The following is a 20,674-nucleotide window of genomic DNA, read 5'->3' on the forward strand; positions in this document are numbered from 1 at the left end:
TGAGGTAGCGAGTTGAAGGCATCGGTCCAATTTTTGTGATAACGTTTCCGACGCTGCCTGAGCGGCGAAATGCTCCCTTCGCATGATGGCTCGGTTCAACTCATGCCAGCTTGAATTGTGAACATAAGCGACACGGCCGAACCCTTGAGCGATAGTACTATCATGCGTATGAGGAGATCCTACTTGTCCGGACTAGGACGGACACCGTTCAAAAAAATCTCTACGGCGGAAGCAACCGCCTCCTGCACTTCTTCGTCCGACGGCGGCGGGCGGAGTCCAAGAAGGACCTGCAGATGTAGGTTGTCGCGGATCATGCCTACAAAATGCCCGGCTGCGCGCTGGCAATCATCCGTCCGAATTTCCCCTCGTTCCTTGGCGAATTCAAGCACGTCGGCGAGCTGGGACGCGGCTCGTCCCGGTCCTTGCTCATAGAACGACTTCACAAGAGCAGGGAAGCGATTGGCCTCAGTTACGGCAATTCGATAAACGCCAATCACAGTGGGTGACATGTAAATGTCCATGAGCTGCTGACCGAATGCGGTCAGCGTCTCCCGCAAACTGTGTCTTTTGATCTCCTCAGTCGCCAAGGTCGACAACGCCATGTCTGCGCTATTTGTGACGATGGCGGAGAACAGGCCTTCCTTGCTCCCGAATTCACTGTAGATGTTGCGCTTCGATCCACCGGCGCGTTCGATAATCGCGTCGATGCTTGTCGCCACATACCCCTGTTCGAAGAAAACCTCGGCGGCCGCTTGTAGAAGGGCTTCCCGGCGGCCGCTTAGCCGCCCTGACTTTGCTGTAACCACAGGCTTCGAACCTCGTATCTCAATGCGTCCTCTAGACTGGTAATGCCCGTTACCGGGCCTGTCAACGATAGCGCTGATTGCCGGAGATCACGTGGCGCAGCTCTGCAGGGCATCTTGCGCCGCTCCAGCCACCCCGGCTCTACATCAAAATCCGAACAGCCGAGGAAGGGACCACGTAAGGGTTAGAGTGGAACAGCTTGCTTCACGGCACACCTCTGCTGTAGCGATCAGCGCTGTCTCCTGTCCGCCCTAGACCTCAGTTTAGTCATCGTAGACTTATCGCGTGGGCGCCCAAGCCGCCGGCTCAATAGCGCGATCTCCCTTGGAAGGGCATGCTTCGAGGGCAAGGCACTGACAGAGTGCATCAAGGAGATCGAGCATGAGATCCGCGGTGAGCGCGACTGCGGTCGCAATATGTCGCAGCGTCTTCTTGACTGGTAACGAGCGTTACCGTATGTATCATTGGTAACACCTATTACCAGGAGGGCGCCATGGCGCATCTCAGCAAGAAGAAGCGGATTGGCCTGCTGCTATGCCTCGGCGCCGTGGCGGTCCCAGCTGCCGGATGGGCCTGGGCTCGCTCAAGCGGCGAGACATCGACTGACAACGCGTACATCCGCGGAGACGTGACTGCCCTCGCCCCGAAGGTGGCCGGCTACGTCACGGCCGTTGAGGTTGAGGACAATCAACCCGTACGAGTAGGAGACGTCTTGTTCCGGATCGACGATCGGGACTACCGTGCTCGGCTTGCACAAGCGGTGGCCAACATCGAAGCGGCCCAAGCCCGCCTGACCAATGTCGATGCCGAGACTGAGCTGCAGCACGCTCTCATCCGGCAGGCGGAAGCCCAAAAGCAATCGGCTGTGGCCGAGTTGAACCGCGCGACCAAGGCCTCCGACCGCCATCGCGAACTGATCCGCAGCCACGCCGTCAGCCAGGCCCAGATCGATGAAAGCGATGCAGCGCGATCGCGAGCCGAGGCCGGCGTGTCGGCGGCATCGGCAACAGTCGAGGCGCAGCAGCGCCGCCTCGCCGTCCTTGCCACGCAGCGCGAAGCGGCTGTGGCGGCCGTCGCGCAGGCACAGGCCGCACGCGATCTCGCAGAGATCGATCTCGACAACACCGTGGTCCGTGCGCCAGTCGACGGCGTGATCGGCAACCGCCAGGTCCGGATCGGCCGGCTGGTCGCGCCGGGCGCCGGCTTGCTCGACATCGTCCCGGTCGCCGACGTGTGGGTCGTGGCAAACTTCAAGGAAACCCAGCTCGAACATATCCGGCCGGGTCAGCACACCCGGATCACCATCGACGGCTACCCGAATGAGGCGCTTGAAGGCGTGGTGGATAGCTTCGCGCCCGGGAGCGGGTCCGCCTTCAGCTTGCTCCCCACAGACAATGCGACTGGGAACTTCGTTCGTGTTGTCCAACGCGTTCCGGTCAAGATCCGGTTTGCCAACAATCCGTTGCCAGGCCGCCTCGTGCCTGGCCTGTCCGCGCGGGTCGAGATCACCGAAGGAAGCGGCTCATGACCACGGCTGTCGTCTCCCTGCCGAGCCGCACCAAGCCTGCGACAGGAGCCCTTCTTGTCGCAGGCGTCGTGCTTGCCACGCTGATGGAGGCGATCGCCAGCACCGTCCTGTCCCTCGGGCGCGGCGATATCATCGGCGACACCTATGCCACGCCGGATGAGTTCGCCTGGCTGGATGTCGGCTACACCGCTCTCAAGCTGATCGGGTTCATGGCAGCCCCTTGGCTGATGACCCGGATCAACCCACGCAGCCTGATCATCGGCTCAACCCTCGTCATGGGCGCAGCCTGCGGTATTGCCGCCATCACGGCTCAGTTGGACCTGCTGGTCGCGCTTCGCACCATACAGGGCTTTTCCGGCGGGATCCTCCTTGTTGGCGGCCAGGCGATCATCTTTCTCGCCTATCCGCGATCCCACCAACCGATCCTGCAGGCCTTGTTTGCGATGGGCTCGGTCGTGGCTCCCGCGACAATCGCCCCTGCCCTCCAGGGCTGGCTGATTGACACCCACTCCTGGGCATGGATCTTCTTTGGCGTTGTTCCCGTGGCCCTGGCGGCAGCCGGACTCCTGCTGATCGCCGACGGCCCGATGCCCCTTACGACCGCACGCCGTCCGTTTGATTGGATCGGCCTCTCACTGATCTCCGTCACGCTTTTCTGCTTCACCTATGTGCTCAGCCAGGGCAGCCGATGGGACTGGTTCGAGGAACCACGCATTCTGTGGCTGACAATGATCGGCGCAGCGACTCTGCTGGCATTTCTTGGCCAACAAGTGATGGCCAAAGGACAGGGACTGCTTGATTTTACCTTGTTCCGGTCGGACGACTTTTCTTTCGCCTTTATCGTCAGCTTTGTTGCCGGCGCCGCCTTGTTCGGAAGCGCGTTCCTGATTCCCTCGTTTGCCGTATCTGTCCTCGCGTTCACACCGACCGACGCCGGCCAGCTCTTGTTGCCAAGTGGCGCATTGTTCATCGGCGCGCTCCTTATCGCCGCCTTCCTCATCCAGGTCCGTCGCGTTCCTCCGTTCGCAACCGTGCCCTTCGGGATTCTGATGATCATGGTGGCGATGTGGATGCTGTCCGGCTCGACCAGCGAAAGCGGCGCGGACGACATGATGGCGGCTATTCTGTTGCGCGGTTTGGGCCTCGGCTTTCTGTTTCTATCGATCACCCTGATCGCTTTCAGCAATCTCAACAGCCGCAATCTCGCATCCGGCATCGGCCTCTTCAATACCGGCCGCCAGCTTGGCGGTCTTATGGGGGTCGCCGGCCTTCAGACCCTGATCGAGCATAACGTTGCCGCCAATCTCGCGGTGCTCGGCGCCCACGTCACGGCAGGCGCTCCTGCAATCAGCGACCGGTTGACGACGACGACGGCCATGCTGGCAGCAAAAGGCATGGACGCCGCGGCGGCAGGCCGTGCAGCCATGAGCCTGCTGGGCAGGTCGGTCATAGGTCAGTCCACCGTGATTGCCTTCGACACGGCATTCAATGCCGTCGCCCTGCTCTTTGTCATCGCCGCGCCCGTGCTGGTGACCATCAAGATCGGCCTACACCGGTACGCGAAATCGCACGCTGCGCAATCACCGGAAACGGTTGTGTTACAGCCCCGGCTGCCGGTCAAACAAGAGGCGGAGAAGATGCCGATTCAGGCGTTCGGCTAAATCGGCATAGGCCGACACCAACAACGATCGCCCCATTGCGGGAAGCTCAACTTGCAGCCCTGTGCCCCCTCCACGCAGGCTCCCTGAGCATCCCGCCGGGCCCTGGCGCCGCTGCCGGGGCCCAACATCAATCACGTGACAGGTGTTAGGGATTTAGCATGCTCGGGAACATCCCTATTGCGGGCGATGGGCGAACCTCTGATCTTCGGAGCATCCTTAAGAAGTGTCAGATCTTTCGCATGAATGGCTGGCGTAACGCATTGGCTGCCGGATGCCTGGTCATCTTGTTGATTGCTGGTCCCTCTGTCGAGGCTGATGAGTTCGACCCTCTCGTCGTCTATGAAGAGGCGAGCGTTCTGAACGATCAATGGCAGGCTTGCGCCGCGTCCTTTATCAGGGGACGGCTCCAAACGCGTCAGACGGAAGAGCGGCTAGCGGAGCAAGCGCTTGATCGATGCCGTGCCAGAGAGGGCAGTCTAAACCGCTTCCTGACCGACAGAATTGGAGGGAAGAGCGCCAGCAATGTTATGGCGCTCATGCGCGAGAAGTGCCGATCCGGCTTGATTGCTGCTTTGGCCGAGCTGAGAAAACGCGATTAGGCCTGCTCGGCTGTCCGCTTGAGAGCATGAAGAAGTGTGGGTCAGTTTGATAACCGGTTGGCTGCACAAGATCTCCAGCTAGACGAAACAAAGCTGCGAGAAATCCTCACTGGGCCCGTCACGCTAACTCCCCGCTTGCCACCGGTTGATGGCCTCAATGGGATAGATCAGCATGATGATGTTGAGGATGAGGTTGTCTCGGATCCAGTATCCGACGATCAGCTCCATGAGCAGAGCGATCACTACCGTCAGCGAGACAGGCCAGATCCGGGCAAGCCAGAATCCGGCGATCATGGCGCTGACATCCATGACCGAGTTGATAACGCTGTCGCCATAATAGTTGAGAGCGATATTCGTTGCACGGTAGCGGTCAATGACCATGTTCGTGTTCTCAGCGACCTCCCACGCGCATTCGACGCCGAGAGCCAGCAGGAACGCCACACCCAGCGCCAGCGGCCGCCCTCGCACGAATCCGACGAGCCATGTGCCGCAATAGAACAGGAAGCCGTGGATAATATGGGACGGGGTGTACCAATCAGTCAGGTGCTGGGAACTGCCAGAATCCTTGACCGTCCCGTGCCAGAGCTCGACCGTGCCGCAGGTGCAGATCGCCGTTTGGCCCATGGCGAGTAGGACGGCAACTGTCAGCGCGATCAGACACAGGGCAAGAGCGACATAGAGCACGGTGCGCACGCCAGCCGGCCTGTCCACCCTTGGTGCTGGGGCGGAGTGCAGGCATTCTCTGTTCCTTGCAACGACGTCATCTTGTCCTGACCCAACTTTAAGAGTGCTGATCGGATTGGCTGCTTACCGGTCGACCGGCTCTAACGTCGAGGTCGCGGCCTTGAACACGAATACGCCGGGTCCAGCGTAGCGCTTCCCCAACGGGTCTTCGATTTGCGCCTGAAATTTTGAGTAGAGCGCTACCATCGCGGTGAAGCGAGCATGCCTGAAGCTGTCGGACGTCGTCAGTTCCGAGATGTCGACAACGCGGGCGCCGTATCGCTTAGCCGCAGCCTGAACCCACGGATCGTGGACATCGTCGGCGCCGACACGCCGGCCTCCGGTGATGATGCGAGACAGGTTTAGAGCGCTGTCATCGCTCGATACCAGCAGCGTGAGCGGACGAGGAAGTCGACCGATGATCTCGAGCTGGCGAACCATGTCGACGACGTCGATATCAGGAGCAGCCAACACGACGTTTGAAAACTTCTCAAACACCGCTCGACGACGCTCCCGGCTCATTTTGGCCAGCGTCTCCATCGTGAGCCATCCTCCCATGCTGTGAGCAAGCACCACGACCCGTGCGCGCGACCGCGCAGCCAGAATGTCGATGGTCCTCGCAAGGCCGTCGGTCGATGCTGCGGCCGCCGCTCTGTCCGCACTATAGCTAAGTGTCCTTCCCTTGGACGGCCAAGCGAACAGCACTGCGACCCGGTTATCGTGGGCATCCGCGGTGATCTGGGCGAGCCGATAAACTGTTTCCTGAAAGCTATTATTGTATCCGTGAACGAAAAGCCGAATGGACCGTCCGTCGCCCTCTGCGCTGGCCATGCCGGCTCGGAACTCGGCCTCCGACAGACGCGCCGCTTCGACGGTGACGAAATCAGTGGCCGGATCAGGCGGGTCACTTGGCCACTCGATCACATCGGTTCGATGTGTCGGTGGGATCGAGATCACGTACCGGGCGAAGCGAAGTGTCTGCGAGTGACCGCTAGTGAATGCAGTTCCCGATCCGGGCTCTGGCGTTCGCAGCGTCGCGACAAAGATGGTGACGTTCCTGTTCCCACGCTCCGCTCTTGCCGGCTGCAGGAGTTCGGATCCAGGCCGTCCGACACACGCGCCGAGCGCAACGACGAGCGTGACGACCAGGACCCAGCAAACTGCGGAGGCTGGCCAGGCTCCAGTCACATGCCTCGTCCGTGCTCCATAGGAAACCAACTACCGGTCCTCCCAATGGCATTTCGTATGGAATGCCCCAAGCCAATCGCGTGGTCATCGATTGTCGAACTTCAACTCGGCGTAGAACGTGTTGCTGAGGGTAAAGAGCGAGTTGAGTTCGCTAGTGCGTGATATCTAGAAGCAGGCACGTTCCTTGTTCGATGCCAGCTAGGGTGCACCATTAATATTGTGGGGCATTTGGAACTCCTTGCACAGTGTCCGATTGCGTCGGAGTGACTGCCGCTCATGCGGTTCGTCGTTCCGGTAATCATCTATCCATATCGGACAGCGATCGGCTATCTACCGAAAAGGTGGTTTCTCCTATGCCAAAGCACGGTATGCCCCTAGCGCTTGGATACCCATCTCCACCACTGCATCTAGCCACCCTAGGCCTTCGCATAGCCCAACAGGTGCCTGTGTAGAATAGGCGGGTGCGCCGCACTGCCCCATTCTTCTCACACCCGCCACCCCGGCCCAGATGGGGAGAGGTGGTCCGGTATCGGACCGGATAAGGAGATCAAGATGAGAAATGAAGGACCAAGTAAGGGGTTGGAGTGGACTAACCTGCTTCTCGGCATAGGTTTGGCCTGCGCAGGATTCGTGCTCGCCGAGCTACCTGCCGCCGCTTGGAATGCCGGGATCGTCGGCACGCTGATCGGGTGCTGCTCCGCTGCCGCGCTCTACCGCTATGGGGATTGGGCCGAATGGTCCAACCTCATCCTGGGCTGCTGGGCGGTGATCGCTCCATTCCTTCTTGGTTTCGGATCGGTGCAGACGCCGATGTGGACGCACGTCCTGATTGGGCTTTGCATCGTGACGATCGCCACCATGCAGCTTCTGGCCAGTCACAGGATGCAGGTGCCTTCGAGCACCAAGTCCGCCGCCTCGAGATAATGTCAAAGTGCCAAACACCCAGGGGGCGGACGCGGATTGGCTTCCGCGACTGTTCCTCGAATGCTTCGGCCACGATCCAGGATTACCGCATGTCTAAGGCGTTAGAGGAACAGATCATGAGGTCCACGAGCTTCCAGCCGATGCTGGCCGCCCCCATCACATAACTCGTGATGAGGCGCGATAACATCGACGCGGACGATGTGCAGCGCGTCATTCTTGAGGCTCTTCTGGCACCTCGACCACAAGATCTGTACCGGATCAAACTTTCACGTTCCAGCTGCTCGACGAATGTTCGCTCTTAAGTACCGAAGCGAACCGAGCGCTTACGTCTTAGCCGTGCCAAAAACCGGCACTCCTTGCGACCATTCCGGCGAGGAATATCGGTTCGATCACCAAAGCCCTCGAGGGGTCATGCCTCTCTCTTAGATGAGGGGGCAGACGTCAGTGACTCTGGATAAAACGGCTGAGGAAGAGGCGCGTGCGCGGATGAGACGGGTTCGACAGCACCACCTCCGGTGGGCCCTGCTCGACCACTACGCCCCCATCCATGAACACGACGCGGTCCGCAGCCTCCCGGGCGAAGCCGATCTCATGCGTCACCACGATCATGGTAAGGCCCTGCTCGGCTAGATCCCGCATCGTCGCCAGGACTTCGCCGACGAGCTCGGGATCGAGCGCCGAGGTCGGCTCGTCGAACAGCATCAGCTTCGGGCGGATCGCCAAGGCGCGGGCGATGGCGACGCGCTGCTGCTGGCCACCCGAGAGTTGGCGCGGATAAGCGTTCGCCTTATCGGTGAGACCAATCCTCCTGAGCAACTCCATGGCATAGGCCTCAGCCTCCCGGCGGCTCTGCTTGTGCACACCGACCGGAGCTTCGATGATGTTCTCCAGCGCCGTCATGTGGGGATAAAGGTTGAACTGCTGGAACACCATGCCGATCTTGCGGCGCTGCATCGCAATCGCTCGGTCGGAGAGCTTGTGCAGCCGTTCCTTCCGGAGTTCATAGCCGATCTGTTCGTCATCAACTTCGATCGAACCGCGGTTGATGGCTTCAAGATGGTTGATGCAGCGCAGGAAGGTGGACTTGCCCGACCCAGAGGGGCCGAGGATCACCACGACCTCCCCCGGCATCACATCGAGATCGATGCCCTTCAAAACCTCGTTCTCGCCGAACGACTTGTGGACATTGCGGGCCCGGACCAGAGGCTCACCGGCTGCGGGCACGATCATCTTGGCAACGGCGGTCATGCCGGCTCCTCCACTCGGATGGCGGTACGGACATTGGCGTCGGAGGCACCCCGCTCGCCACGGGCGTAGTAGCGCTCTATGAAGCCCTGTCCGACATTGAGGAGGGACGTGATGACTAAATACCAGATCACCGCAACCATCAGCATCGGGATGACCTCGAAGGTCCGGTTGTAGACCGCCTGCACTGAGTAGAGCAGATCCGACATGGCGATGACGCTGACGAGCGACGTCGCCTTGATCATGCTGATGAGTTGGTTGCCGGTCGGCGGAATGATGGAGCGCATCGCCTGTGGGATGATGATGCGCCGCAGGGCGCGACTGCGAGTCATGCCGAAGGCATCCGTCGCCTCCACTTGTCCCTTGTCGACGGAGAGCAGGCCGCCGCGGATGATCTCGGCCATATAGGCCGCCTCGTTGAGCGACAGACCCGCCAGCGAGCTGAACAGCGTGTCGTTGGACATGCGGGCGATGGCGAGGATCAGGCCGATGGCGGTGCCGATGATCATCGCCACCACCGTGAGACCGAGCGTCACCGACAGTCCTTTCAGGATCGAATCCGCCGTGAACCACTCCGCCACGATGGGCCAGCCGAAGTTCTCGTTCCGGGCGACAATCCAGGCGAAGTTCGCCGCTACGATCAGCACAACGAGCCAGAGGAGCCAGCGGCCCCATTCAATCGGCCGATGCGCATTGGCGACATCCCGGAGTTCGATAGGAGGATTGATGGTGCGCTCGGTCATGTCCATCACTTCTTCGCCAGATTGATGCCGGGCTCAGCGATCATGTTGTTCTCGAGGCCCCACTTCTTCATGATCTGGGCATAGGTGCCGTTCTTCATCAGTTCCTTGATGGCACCGAGGAGCACTTCGCTGAGCGGCGAATCCTTCGGCGCGACGGCACCCTGGAACAGGTCATCGAAACCATTGGACTTGCCAACGCCCGCGAGTTCGAGCTCGCCGTTGGACTGCTGAACGAAATAGGTCAGCGGCGCTTGTGAGGAGAAGAAGGCGTCGGCGCGCTTCGAACGGACCGCCAGGATCGAGGTCGGCTGGTCGGTGTAGGATTGGACCTCAAGCGTTGGCTTGCCTTCCGCCGTGCACTTCTCGGCCTGCGCCTTGATCACCTTTTCAGCCGAGCCGCCCGCCTGCACGGCGATGCGGGAGCCGCAGGCGTCGTCGAGGGAGTTGATTTTCTTCGGATTTCCCTTGTGAACGGCGAATACGACGTATTCCTGCACCCAATCGACGAAGTCGTTCGCCTCTTGGCGGGACTTGAAATCGCCGACCGGGCCCATCGCGAATTGATAGCGACCGGACTTGATGCCGCTGAGCAGGGCCGAGAGGCCGCTGACAGTAGCATGCTCGATCTTGACACCAAGCAGCTGACCAATGGCATCGGTCATTTCAGCGCTGGCGCCCGTCATGGAGCGGGTGTCGGTGACGATCTCGTAGGGAGGAAATGAACCGCTATTGACCGAGGTCAGCTTGTTTGCGGTCTTGATCTCTTCCGGCAGCTTGGCGCGCAGTGCCTCGTTGACCTTCTGCTCGGGAATCGCGCCGGTCGGCGCACTCTGGGCGAAGGCCGGGGCGGAGATCATCACGGCGACCGCCGCGGCGCACAGGACGTTGTGAATATTCATGTCTTCGTTCCCTTTCTAGTTTATTGATTCAGGCAGCTTGTGTTTGAGACTGCTCGGCGCGGGCGAGTTCCGGCCGCGCGAAACGTCGGTTGGCAAGAACCGGCAGCACGGCGCGCGCATGAGCGATGCGTGTGGGATCTATCTCAGCGAAGAGAAGCGTGGGCGTCTCCCCGGCGCGGACGGTTGCCACGCCGAGCGGATCTACCACCATGCTCGCGCCGATGTTGCGCTCACCGCATTCGCCGACGGCCACGACGTAACAGGTATTCTCGAGCGCGCGCGCCGTCACCATCACCTCCCAGTGCGCTTCCTTGCCGAGCCCACGCACCCAGGCCGCCGGCAGCACGATCACGTCGGCACCGTCCACGGCGAGGCGGCGCGACAACTCGGGGAAGCGCAGGTCGTAGCAGGTCATCATGCCGACCTTGAGACCGGCGATCTCGATGATTTCCGGAATCTCCTCGCCTGGCTGAACATTGGTCGATTCCTTGGCCGAGAAGGCATCGTAGAGATGCAGCTTGCGGTACTGAGAAACGATTTCCCTGTTGCGCACGGTGACGAGCACATTGAAGACGCGCCCTGCGCCAGACGGCACGTGGATGCAGGTCATCATCGTGAGGTTCGAGCCGCGACTGGCTTCCAGCACCTGCGTCATGAACGGACCGTCAAGCGGTTGTGCGGTCTTCAGCACGATGTCGGGATCGGCGATGTCACGCGCCAGAATGCCCTCGGGCAGGACGAGAAGATCGGCCCCGCCGGCCTCCGCCTGTTTCATGAGCCGGAGGCAGGTCTCGGCATTGTCCTGCCATTCGCGGCTGACGGCGAACTGACCAAGGGCGACTTTCATGCGGGCTCTCCTACGAGATGAGGAACGGCCGGAAATAAATCGTCCGGCGTCAGATCGGTATCAGCGAGGCCCTGGCTGCGAACCTCGGCGAGAAAATCGGCAATCATCTTGCGGTTGGCCTCCAGGCCGCTGACGTTCCAGTCGGTCGGCAGATCACGTCCACAGCGGCCGAATTCTTCGATGATCCATGGTGTCGTGTCTGCGTATTTGCGGCGCTTTTCCAGCCACACGCGCTGAGACTCGTCGAGGAGGTCGCTCAGTTCCTGCGGCAGCCAGGGATGCTCTGCCGCGAGCGCAGCCTTGATACCGAGAATGTGGATGCCGGGAATGTAACCAACGGCATTGAAGTATGCGAGTTCCGCTCCGTGCAGGTCCGCCAGAAGGTGGCGGAATTTCGAGCCACGGTTGAAGAAACCAGGCGGCATGAACGGCGTAAAGACCGCGTCGAGTTCGCCGCTCTCCAGGAGGTCGAGCATGGGCCGTTCGCCCGGCACCGCCTCGATCCTGCCGGGCCGCGCGTAGGGGCCGAGCCGGTCGACGATGGGATGCGCCTCCGAGAGGCGGCCCGCATACCAGCGCACGTCCTCGATTCCGACGCCAGCATATGCAAGGGCCGCCCGCGTCCAGGTATTACCCGAGTCCTGCCAACCGGTGACGCCGATGCGCCCACCTTTGAGCTCCTCCAACCGCGTCAGCGGGCTGGTGCGGGCAGTGATGATGCAGCGATGGCGGAACCCACGCATGAGGAAGTTCGGCACGCCGAAGACAGCCGTGTCGCCGCGAGCACGCCCGGTCGTGTAGCGACTGAAGGAGATCTCGCTCGCATCATATCGTGGATCGTTGGCGAAATCCTCCGGCAGGGTAGCGACCCGATCCACTCGCACATCGAGGCGCTCGGACCGGACATCGCCCAGCACCAGCGGCGTCATGTAGTCCCAATCGCGCAGAGCCAGACAGACAGTGATCTTCACAGCATTCTCCAGCCGTTCGCCAGCAGAACGTCGCCGCCGGACAAATGTTTGCCTGGAAAGAAAATTAAATGTTCAATTCGCCTGATCAATAATTATTATGTTACTGAACATAAAAAGACGAACCACATGGATCACGTGCCCGATACCGACTGGCTTGCCGAACGGCTGAAGGAGCGCACGGCGCGCGGCATCGCAGTGGAGACGAGCGCCCTCATCCGCTCGGGGGCGCTGCCAATCGGCATGCGCCTGCCGACGGTGCGCGACCTCGCCTACAAGCTCGGCGTCAGTCCCGCGACCGTCTCCGAGGCCTGGAGCGAGCTGCGCCGCCAGAAGATGATCACCGGGCGCGGCCGCACCGGTACCTATGTCTTCGGCAACACGGTCACGCCGCGTCCAGCCCGCATGGGAAGCGTCGGGCATTTCGGCGAAGGGGTGCTCGATCTGACCATGGCGGTACCCGATCACGACCTACTGCCGCCCCTCACGCAGGCGCTGATGCATGCCGCGCAGGCGGAGAACCTCAACAGCTACGAGCGCACGCCGATCCTTCCCGAACTGCGAGCGGCCGTGGAGCCGCGCTGGCCCTACCGGCCGGAAACCTTCCTCGCCACCAACGGCGGCTACAACGCCGTCTATTCGACGCTGCACGCCCTTGTGATGCCAGGCGCATCCATCGCCATCGAGGATCCGACCGCCATGCGCATCCTCGACATCATCGAGGATCTCGGGGCCGAGATCATCCCGGTCGAATGCGATGCGGAGGGACCGATTCCCTCCTCGCTCGCGAAAGCGCTGCAGAAGAATCCGACGGCCTTCATCTATCAGCCGCGCACCCATTCCGTCACCGGCCGCGCGGTAACACGGGAGAGGCTGGCGGAACTCGCCGAAGCCCTGGAGGGAAGCGACTGCTACATCATCGAGGACGACGGCGTGGGCGATGTGTCTCCGCTGCTCCCGGTCAGCATGGGCGACCGTTTTCCGAAGCGGGTCGTCCACATCCTGTCGTTCTCGAAATCGCTCGGCCCGGACCTTCGCCTCGCAGTCCTGTCGAGTTCAGTCACCGTCGCCAAGCAGATCCAGTCCTATCGCAGCTTCAGCTCCGGCTGGACGAGCCGGCTGCTGCAAGCCACGACAGCATGGCTCCTGAAAGACGCCGGGAGCATGCACATGGTCGCTCACGCGCGCGGCATTTACGCGGGGCGCCAGATGGCGCTCACCGATCGGCTGCGCGAGCGCAGCATCGACATCCCGCCGGGAGAAGGGCTGTGCATCTGGGTCCCCGTGGAATCCGAGCAATACGCCCTCGTCACCTTGGCGGCCCGCGGGATCGCGGTGCTTCCCGGCATGAAATGCTCAGTACGGCCAACCAACCACATCAGGGTCGCAACCGGAATTCTCACGGACCGCTATGAGTTCGTTGCAGACTCGATCAAACTCGCGGCACTCGGTAGTCTTGGGTGAGATCCTTCTTGCTGTACAACGTGCCTTGGTCGAGATGAGAGAGGCCTTCTCTGGCCAAGTCACCAAGCTGGAATGCCTGCACCGGGTCAGGCAGAATTGCCATCCTCAAGCATAGGTCTCAGGCGTGCCAAATCCGGACGTTCGCAAGCATTGGACGATTGGCCGGTCCGTCGGCTCAAGGTAGGCCTATGAAGGAAAGCCCGGGCGCATGGACGACGGCACGGATATAGTTGCATATCCAGCCGCACCATCTATGGGCTTGGCCTGATAAGGTACCAGACGAGGCTCGTCTAATGACGCGAGCACAGGAAACGACCGGGCCGGAGGACATCCGGCATGGCACGGCATCATTGAAGCGGCGGTGACAGTGGCCGGTCTGTGGCTCCCAAAATGTTCTCGAGCCGGGCTCTGTATCTTTGAAACACAATCCGTGAGGGTGGTGCCGCTCTGCCGCGACTGCGCCGGCCATCACATCAGCTCCTGCTCCGACATCCGAAATACCTGTCGCACACCAAAATGCTCGGACACCGGCTTGCTGAACCGACCATCGACCCTAAAACCTGCGGTCAAGTTGAACCTGAATTACGGCAGCAAAACCTCAGACCGGGTAGCTGAGGACAGGCCGTCATGGGCCTGAACCCGATCTGCCGACTGAGCTGAACTATTCTCACTGGAGGCGATCGCCCAGATGACGATGGATCAGGTTGAAGGACCGCAGCCCTCCTCCACACCGCTCGAGCGCGACGCCCGTCTGGTGTCCACTGATCATAAGGTTGCGCCAAGTGAGATCGCCATTGGGGTCATCATCGGCCGAGCGGCTGAGTATTTCGACTTCTTCGTTTTCGCCATCGCGTCAGTGGTGGTCTTCCCCAAGGTGTTCTTTCCCTTTGCGGAACCCGTGACGGCAACGCTTTACTCGTTCGCCATGTTCTCGCTTGCCTTTATCGCCCGGCCGATCGGATCGATTATCTTCATGGCGATCGACCGTCGGCACGGCCGTGGCGTCAAGCTGACCATCGCGCTTTTCCTGCTTGGCTTCTCCACCATGGCGATCTCCTTCCTGCCCGGCTACGCGCAGATCGGCGCCTGGTCCCTGTACCTCCTCGGCATCCTGCGGATCGGACAGGGCCTCGCTCTGGGTGGGGCATGGGATGGGCTCGCCTCACTTCTCGCCCTCAACGCGCCCATTGAGCGCCGCGGTTTCTACGCCGCCATCCCGCAACTCGGCGCGCCGCTCGGCTTCATGGTGGCCGGCGTGCTGTTCTCGTTCTTCCTGCTCAATTTATCAGAGGCCGATTTTCTGGACTGGGGCTGGCGATATCCCTTCTTCTGCGCCTTTGCCGTTAACGTCGTAGCCTTGTTCTCGCGGTTGCGTCTCGTCGCCACCGAGGAGTTTTCGCGCCTTCTCGAACGGCGGCGGCTCGAACCCTCGCCCATCATCCCGCTGATCCGGAGTTACGCTGGCGTTCTCCTGATTGGGGCCCTGATTCCGCTGGCAAGTTTCGCGTTGTTCCATCTCGTAACCGTCTTTCCCATCAGCTGGATTACCTTGTTCACTCAGCGGTCGGCGGGTGAGTTCCTCATGGTGCAATGCTCCGGCGCCGTCATCTGCGCGGGAGCGGTCGTGGCCTCGGGCCTGATTGCCGACCAGATCGGCCGCCGCATGCTTCTCATAATCTCGGCAGGCTTGATCGCTGTTTTCGCGATCTGCAGTACCATCGCTCCGTTGATCGTCGAGGAAAATGCGATCGGTCAGACAATCTACGTCAATGCCGGCTTCTTGTTGCTTGGTCTGTCCTACGGGCAGTCATCCGGCGCGGTCACGTCGCAGCTCAATCAACGTTACCGCTATACCGGTGCAGCCCTCACCAACGACCTCGCCTGGCTGCTCGGCGCTGGCTTCGCTCCACTGATTGTTCTGTTCCTGTCAGCTCGTTACGGCCTCGCCTGCGTAGGTCTGTATCTGCTGTCGGGGGCAGTCACCACCCTGGTGGCGCTCAGCCTGTCCCGCTCGGAAATCCGGCAGGTTTGATCCATGCGAAAGTCGATGCATCCAATCCGTCAGAATGCGTATCGCCGCCCGGGCGGGTCCTTGAAGCGCAAAACCCTTCGCGGCTTGGTGCTGATCGCTGCCTCGGTGCTGCTTGCCGGATGCGACATGGTCGTCATGAGCCCCTCCGGCGACGTCGCGGTCCAGCAGCGCAACCTCATCATCGCATCCACCGCGCTCATGCTGCTTGTGATCGTTCCGGTGATCGCGCTCACGTTCCTATTCGCGTGGCGCTACCGCGCGTCGAACACAGACGCGACCTATGACCCCGACTTTCACCATTCGACCCAGCTCGAAGTGGTCATCTGGACCGTGCCCCTACTCATCATCATCGCCCTGGGCGCCATGACCTGGATCAGCACGCACACGCTCGATCCCTTCAGGCCGCTCTCTCGGCTTGCCCCCAACAAGCCGGTGTCTGCCGACATCAAGCCCCTGACCGTCCAGGTCGTCGCGCTCGACTGGAAATGGCTGTTTATCTACCCTGAGTTTGGCGTCGCGAGCGTGAACGAGATGGCCGCGCCTGAGAACGTTCCGATCACCTTCCAGATCACGTCCTCCTCCGTGTGGAATACGTTCTACGTTCCCGCCCTCGCGGGCATGATCTACGCCATGCCGGGCATGGAGACCAGGCTCCATGCCGTCATGAACGAAGAGGGTGACTTTACCGGCATCTCGGGACACTACAGCGGATCGGGCTTCTCCCGCATGAACTTCGGCTTCCGAAGCCTCACGCCGCAGGGCTTCGACGGGTGGGTGGCGAGAGCGAAGGCTGCCGGAACGCCCCTCGACCGCGAAGCCTATCTCCAGCTCGAAAAGCCGAGCGAGGCGGAGCCGGTTCGCTTCTTTGGGTCTGTGGAGAGCGGCCTCTACGACGCGATTCTCGGCTTGTGTGTCATACCGGGCCGGATGTGCGTGCACGAAATGCACCACATCGACAGGATGGGCGGCGCAGCCGAGGACAGCGAGGTGAACCGTCAACGGCTTGAATACGACAGCCGCCGGGTCCAGGAGGGCGACGAACCGTCCGGCGCCACCTTCCCTGCCTCGGGTCGTCCGCCCAGGAGCCCCGAAGAGCCGGAAGGTCTGATCCCGCGCGACGGGGAGCAGGGCGGCCAAGGGCAGGGCAACGTCCCGCCTGCCACCGGCGATGGCCCGGCGCCTGCCCAACTGAACAATCCGCCCACCGGCACCCACCAACACTGATCCGGACGAGCGCCGATGTTCTCGAACTCAGATCTCAGCCAAATCCTCTTCGGGCGCCTATCGCTCGAAGCCATTCCCTATCATGAGCCCATCCTGGTCGTGACATTCCTTGTCGTGGCCGTGGTCGGCTTGGCCCTGCTCGCAGCCGTCACCTGGTACGGCCAATGGGGATATCTGTGGCGGGAATGGTTCACGAGCGTCGATCACAAGAAGATCGGGATCATGTACATCATCCTCGCCATCGTGATGCTGCTGCGCGGCTTCGCCGACGCGATCATGATGATCACGCAGAAGGCTCTGGCGGTCGGCGCATCGGAGGGCTACCTGCCGCCGCACCACTACGACCAGATCTTCACCGCCCATGGCTCGATCATGATCTTCTTCATGGCCATGCCTTTCGTGACCGGGGTCATGAACTACATCATGCCGTTGCAGATCGGCGCGCGCGACGTGGCCTTCCCCTTCCTGAACAATTTCAGCTTCTGGATGACGGTGGGAGGCGCCGTCCTCACGATGATGTCCCTGTTCGTGGGGGAGTATTCGCGGGCCACTTGGCTCGCCTATCCTCCGCTGTCGGGGGCGGCCTACAGTCCCGGCGTCGGGGTCGACTACTACATCTGGGGGCTCCAGGTCGCGGGCGTCGGCACGACTTTGTCCGGCATCAACCTGATCGCGACCATCGTGAAGATGCGCGCCCCCGGCATGACGATGATGAAGCTGCCGGTCTTTACCTGGACGACCCTTGCCAGCAACGCCATCATCGTCACGATCTTCCCGGTCCTGACCGCCACCTTGGCGCTCCTCGCGCTCGACCGTTACGTGGGAACGCGATTCTTCACGAACGATTTCGGCGGCAACTCGATGCTGTACATGAACCTCATCTGGATCTGGGGCCATCCGGAGGTTTATGTGCTCGTCCTGCCCGCCTTCGGCATCTATTCGGAGGTCGTGTCGACCTTCTGTAGCAAACGGCTGTTCGGCTACACGTCTATGGTTTACGCGACGGCGGTCATCGCCCTCGTGTCGTGGCTGACTTGGCTTCACCATTTCTTCACGATGGGATCTGGCGCCAACGTCAACGCCTTTTTCGGCATCACGACGATGATCATCTCGATCCCGACGGGCGCGAAGGTATTCAACTGGCTGTTCACCATGTACCGCGGGAAGATCCGGTTCGAGACGCCGATGATCTGGGTGATGGGCTTCATCCCCACCTTCGTGCTCGGCGGGTTGACCGGCGTTTTGCTCGCGGTTCCGCCCGCTGACTTCGTGCTGCACAACAGCTTGTTCCTGGTCGCGCATTTCCACAACGTCATCATCGGCGGCGTTGTGTTCGGGCTGCTCGCGGGCGTTCAGTACTGGTTCCCAAAGGCTTTCGGCTACAAGCTCGATCCTTTCTGGGGTAAGGCGTCGTTCTGGTGCTGGCTGGTCGGCTTCTGGGTCACGTTCACGCCGATCTACATTCTCGGCCTCATGGGCGTGACGCGCCGGACGCAGCATTTCGCGGACCCGGCTGTCCAGCCCTACCTGATGATCGCTGTGATCGGCGCCTTCATCATCATGGCCGGCATCCTGGCCTTCGTGATCCAGCTCGTCGTCAGCTTCTTCAAACGCGAGCAGTTGCGCGACCTCACCGGCGATCCCTGGGGCGGTCGGACTCTTGAATGGTCGACCACTTCGCCGCCTCCACCCTATAATTTCGCCTTCATGCCGGTGGTACACGATCTCGACGCGTGGTGGGACATGAAGAAGCGCGGTCACGATCGTCCGATGGAAGGCTTCAGGCCGATCCACATGCCCAGGAACACAGGCACGGGCGTCATCTTGGCCGTGCTCAGCACCGTGCTCGGCTTCGCCCTGGTCTGGTACATCTGGTGGCTGGCCGCCCTGTCGTTCGTCGGCCTCCTCGCGGTCGCCATCATCCATACGTTCAACTACGACCGAGACTATTACATCCCGGCCGAGGATGTCGTCCGGATTGAAAGCCAAAGAACGGTGGAACTCGCAGGAGGAGCTTGAGACGATGCACGAAAAGACTCCTCCGCCCGGCGCCACCGCGCCTGTCTTCTACGATGAGGAAGGGAACACCCACGGCGATGGGGGGACGCTGTTCGGCTTCTGGCTCTATCTGATGAGCGACTGCCTCATCTTCGCGGCCCTGTTCGCCACGTTCGGCGTGCTCGGCCGCAACTATGCGGCGGGCCCGTCGGGAGCGGATCTGTTCGACCTGCGGCTCGTTGCCGTCAATACGGGATTCCTACTCCTGTCCTCGATTACCTATGGCTTTGCCATGCTGGAGATGCAGAAGGATCGGATCAGGCCGACCCTTTCCTGGCTGGCGGTCACCGGCTTGTTCGGAGCGGCCTTTATCGCGATCGAGCTCTACGAATTCTCCCATCTGATCCGTGAAGGCGCTACCCCCCAGCGCAGCGCATTCCTGTCCTCCTTCTTCGCGCTGGTAGGGACGCACGGGCTGCATGTCACGTTCGGCATCATCTGGCTCGTGACGCTGATGGTACAGGTGCGCCAACGCGGACTGATCGTGGCGAACCAGCGCCGTCTCATGTGTCTCTCCATGTTCTGGCACTTCCTTGACGTCGTCTGGATCGGCGTCTTCACCTTCGTTTACCTGATGGGGGCCATGCGATGAGTCAGGTCACCGAGCCCGGGTTCGCCGGGAAGCCGCACGGTCACGGCGAGGCGCACGGGGATCATTCTCATGACGCACAGGGCACGTTCAGAAGCTACATGATCGGCTTCGTCCTGTCGGTCATCCTCACGGCGATTCCGTTCTGGCTCGTGATGGCCAACGTCCTGAACGACACTCTCTTGACCAGCATTGTCATCATGGCGCTGGCGGCGGTGCAGATCGTGGTTCACATGATCTACTTTCTGCATATGAACACGAAATCTGAAGGCGGCTGGACCTTCCTCGCGCTGCTGTTCACGCTTACTCTCGTTGTCATCACGCTGGTTGGCTCCATATGGGTCATGTATCACATGGATCAGAACATGATGCCGACGTCGCCACAGGAGGCGTTGCAAAGGCCCTGACGGGTAAAGGCATCGCGACGCTGGTCGCCTTCGACATCGTGGCGGTTCTGCTTGTAGCCTGTCTCGCTGCGCTCACCGTCTGGCAGGTCCATCGCCGCGCCCATAAGCTCGACCTGATCGCGCGCGTGGAGGCGCGGGTCCACGCGGTCGCAACGCCTGCGCCAAGACCGGAAAGCTGGGCGCAAGTGTCGGCCGCTGCGGAGGAGTACCGGCGCGTGTTTGTGACGGGCAAGTGGCTCGAGGATCGCTCGGCGCTCGTCCAGGCCGTAACGGAATTGGGCGGCGGATATTGGGTCATGACCCCCCTGGCCCGGGATGACGGAACGACAATCCTCGTCAACCGCGGCTTCGTTCCCGCGACCCAGCGCGACCCTGTCTCCTGGCGGCCTCGGAGTACGGGACCAGTCACCGTGACGGGCCTGCTGCGCATGTCCGAGCCGGGCGGCGCCTTTCTGCGCACGAACGACCCTACGTCCGACCGCTGGTTCTCCCGCGACATAGCCGCGATCACCGCGTCACGTGGCCTGGAGAACGTCGCGCCCTACTTCATCGACGCAGAGCGTGAGTCTGAGGAACGCGGCCTGCCCGTAGCTGGACTGACAGTGATTTCTTTCTCCAACAATCACCTGGTTTACGCCCTCACCTGGGGCGCTCTGGCGCTGATGGCTGCGGTTGGTGCGGTCTTCGTCAACTTGGACTTGTTGCGGCCCGACTGGCTCGGACGGCGGCAGGCGGGGCTGCACGAGCCGTGATATGAAATGCGGCCGATCA

The 20,674-nt window shown here is 61.3% G+C and carries 18 protein-coding genes; 10 read left to right on the forward strand and 8 right to left on the reverse strand.

The genetic code is table 11. From position 1 onward, the window contains the following. Nucleotides 1-179: 179 nt before the first annotated feature. Nucleotides 180-806, reverse strand: coding sequence for a TetR/AcrR family transcriptional regulator (locus JO965_RS15685; RefSeq protein ID WP_203439796.1), 627 nt, complete (start codon nucleotides 804-806; stop codon nucleotides 180-182). A gap of 491 nt (nucleotides 807-1,297) precedes the next feature. Between JO965_RS15685 and JO965_RS15690 the strand changes: the two genes are divergently transcribed. Both JO965_RS15690 and JO965_RS15695 read left to right on the forward strand, forming a co-directional pair. After that, nucleotides 1,298-2,332: an HlyD family secretion protein gene (locus tag JO965_RS15690; RefSeq protein WP_203439797.1), complete on the forward strand. Its 1,035-nt coding sequence runs from the start codon at nucleotides 1,298-1,300 to the stop codon at nucleotides 2,330-2,332. Beyond that, nucleotides 2,329-3,993 carry a DHA2 family efflux MFS transporter permease subunit gene (locus JO965_RS15695; RefSeq protein WP_203439798.1) on the forward strand — a complete coding sequence of 555 codons (1,665 nt, stop codon included), beginning with the start codon at nucleotides 2,329-2,331 and terminating at the stop codon, nucleotides 3,991-3,993. Before JO965_RS15690 ends, JO965_RS15695 begins: the two co-directional genes overlap by 4 nt. 722 nt (nucleotides 3,994-4,715) lie before the next feature. Here the strand turns inward: JO965_RS15695 and JO965_RS15700 are convergent. Together JO965_RS15700 and JO965_RS15705 are read right to left on the reverse strand one after the other, a co-directional pair. Next, on the reverse strand, nucleotides 4,716-5,327 hold the full coding sequence (locus JO965_RS15700) for a DUF2585 family protein (protein WP_371826885.1): 612 nt from the start codon (nucleotides 5,325-5,327) through the stop codon (nucleotides 4,716-4,718). Nucleotides 5,328-5,399: 72 nt separating this feature from the next. After that, nucleotides 5,400-6,503 (reverse strand): alpha/beta hydrolase, encoded by a 1,104-nt coding sequence (locus tag JO965_RS15705; protein WP_246776577.1) that lies wholly within the window; start codon nucleotides 6,501-6,503, stop codon nucleotides 5,400-5,402. Between the two features lie 552 nt (nucleotides 6,504-7,055). On the opposite strand from JO965_RS15705, the gene JO965_RS15710 reads away from it, so the two are divergent. Further along, nucleotides 7,056-7,427 carry an SPW repeat protein gene (locus tag JO965_RS15710; RefSeq protein WP_203439800.1) on the forward strand — a complete coding sequence of 124 codons (372 nt, stop codon included), beginning with the start codon at nucleotides 7,056-7,058 and terminating at the stop codon, nucleotides 7,425-7,427. 441 nt (nucleotides 7,428-7,868) lie between these two features. On the opposite strand, the gene JO965_RS15715 is transcribed toward JO965_RS15710, so the two are convergent. Genes JO965_RS15715 through JO965_RS15735 form a run of 5 tightly spaced genes read right to left on the reverse strand, consistent with a single transcriptional unit; the run spans nucleotide 7,869 to nucleotide 12,132 of the window. Further along, on the reverse strand, nucleotides 7,869-8,657 hold the full coding sequence (locus tag JO965_RS15715) for an amino acid ABC transporter ATP-binding protein (protein WP_203444214.1): 789 nt from the start codon (nucleotides 8,655-8,657) through the stop codon (nucleotides 7,869-7,871). A 14-nt stretch (nucleotides 8,658-8,671) separates the two neighbouring features. Continuing rightward, the gene (locus JO965_RS15720; RefSeq protein ID WP_203439801.1) at nucleotides 8,672-9,421 is read right to left on the reverse strand and encodes an amino acid ABC transporter permease; all 750 of its coding nucleotides are present in this window, start codon (nucleotides 9,419-9,421) and stop codon (nucleotides 8,672-8,674) included. Then, entirely contained in the window at nucleotides 9,421-10,314 is an 894-nt protein-coding gene (locus JO965_RS15725) for an ABC transporter substrate-binding protein (RefSeq protein ID WP_203439802.1), read from the reverse strand. The genes JO965_RS15720 and JO965_RS15725 overlap by 1 nt, the downstream gene beginning before the upstream one ends. Before the next feature lie 28 nt (nucleotides 10,315-10,342). Then, the gene (locus JO965_RS15730) at nucleotides 10,343-11,161 is read right to left on the reverse strand and encodes a deaminated glutathione amidase (RefSeq protein WP_203439803.1); all 819 of its coding nucleotides are present in this window, start codon (nucleotides 11,159-11,161) and stop codon (nucleotides 10,343-10,345) included. Beyond that, the gene (locus JO965_RS15735) at nucleotides 11,158-12,132 is read right to left on the reverse strand and encodes a nitrate ABC transporter substrate-binding protein (RefSeq protein ID WP_203439804.1); all 975 of its coding nucleotides are present in this window, start codon (nucleotides 12,130-12,132) and stop codon (nucleotides 11,158-11,160) included. The genes JO965_RS15730 and JO965_RS15735 overlap by 4 nt, the downstream gene beginning before the upstream one ends. A gap of 126 nt (nucleotides 12,133-12,258) precedes the next feature. On the opposite strand from JO965_RS15735, the gene JO965_RS15740 reads away from it, so the two are divergent. From JO965_RS15740 to JO965_RS15770, 7 genes are all read left to right on the forward strand, one after another. Beyond that, nucleotides 12,259-13,593 carry a PLP-dependent aminotransferase family protein gene (locus JO965_RS15740; protein WP_203439805.1) on the forward strand — a complete coding sequence of 445 codons (1,335 nt, stop codon included), beginning with the start codon at nucleotides 12,259-12,261 and terminating at the stop codon, nucleotides 13,591-13,593. A 688-nt stretch (nucleotides 13,594-14,281) separates the two neighbouring features. Beyond that, on the forward strand, nucleotides 14,282-15,625 hold the full coding sequence (locus JO965_RS15745; RefSeq protein WP_203439806.1) for an MFS transporter: 1,344 nt from the start codon (nucleotides 14,282-14,284) through the stop codon (nucleotides 15,623-15,625). A 3-nt stretch (nucleotides 15,626-15,628) separates the two neighbouring features. Then, on the forward strand, nucleotides 15,629-16,849 hold the full coding sequence (gene cyoA / locus JO965_RS15750; RefSeq protein WP_203439807.1) for a ubiquinol oxidase subunit II: 1,221 nt from the start codon (nucleotides 15,629-15,631) through the stop codon (nucleotides 16,847-16,849). A 15-nt stretch (nucleotides 16,850-16,864) separates the two neighbouring features. Next, a complete protein-coding gene (gene cyoB, locus JO965_RS15755; protein WP_203439808.1) occupies nucleotides 16,865-18,868 on the forward strand; it encodes a cytochrome o ubiquinol oxidase subunit I in 2,004 nt (667 codons plus the stop codon). 4 nt (nucleotides 18,869-18,872) lie between these two features. Continuing rightward, nucleotides 18,873-19,499 carry a cytochrome o ubiquinol oxidase subunit III gene (gene cyoC / locus JO965_RS15760; protein WP_203439809.1) on the forward strand — a complete coding sequence of 209 codons (627 nt, stop codon included), beginning with the start codon at nucleotides 18,873-18,875 and terminating at the stop codon, nucleotides 19,497-19,499. Next, nucleotides 19,496-19,903: a cytochrome o ubiquinol oxidase subunit IV gene (gene cyoD / locus JO965_RS15765; protein WP_203439810.1), complete on the forward strand. Its 408-nt coding sequence runs from the start codon at nucleotides 19,496-19,498 to the stop codon at nucleotides 19,901-19,903. Before cyoC ends, cyoD begins: the two co-directional genes overlap by 4 nt. Continuing rightward, the gene (locus JO965_RS15770) at nucleotides 19,834-20,655 is read left to right on the forward strand and encodes an SURF1 family protein (protein ID WP_203439811.1); all 822 of its coding nucleotides are present in this window, start codon (nucleotides 19,834-19,836) and stop codon (nucleotides 20,653-20,655) included. Before cyoD ends, JO965_RS15770 begins: the two co-directional genes overlap by 70 nt. Nucleotides 20,656-20,674 lie beyond the last annotated feature (19 nt).

It is taken from the genome of Microvirga sp. VF16 (genome assembly GCF_016864375.1).
In the GTDB taxonomy this organism is placed as follows: Bacteria; Pseudomonadota; Alphaproteobacteria; order Rhizobiales; family Beijerinckiaceae; genus Microvirga.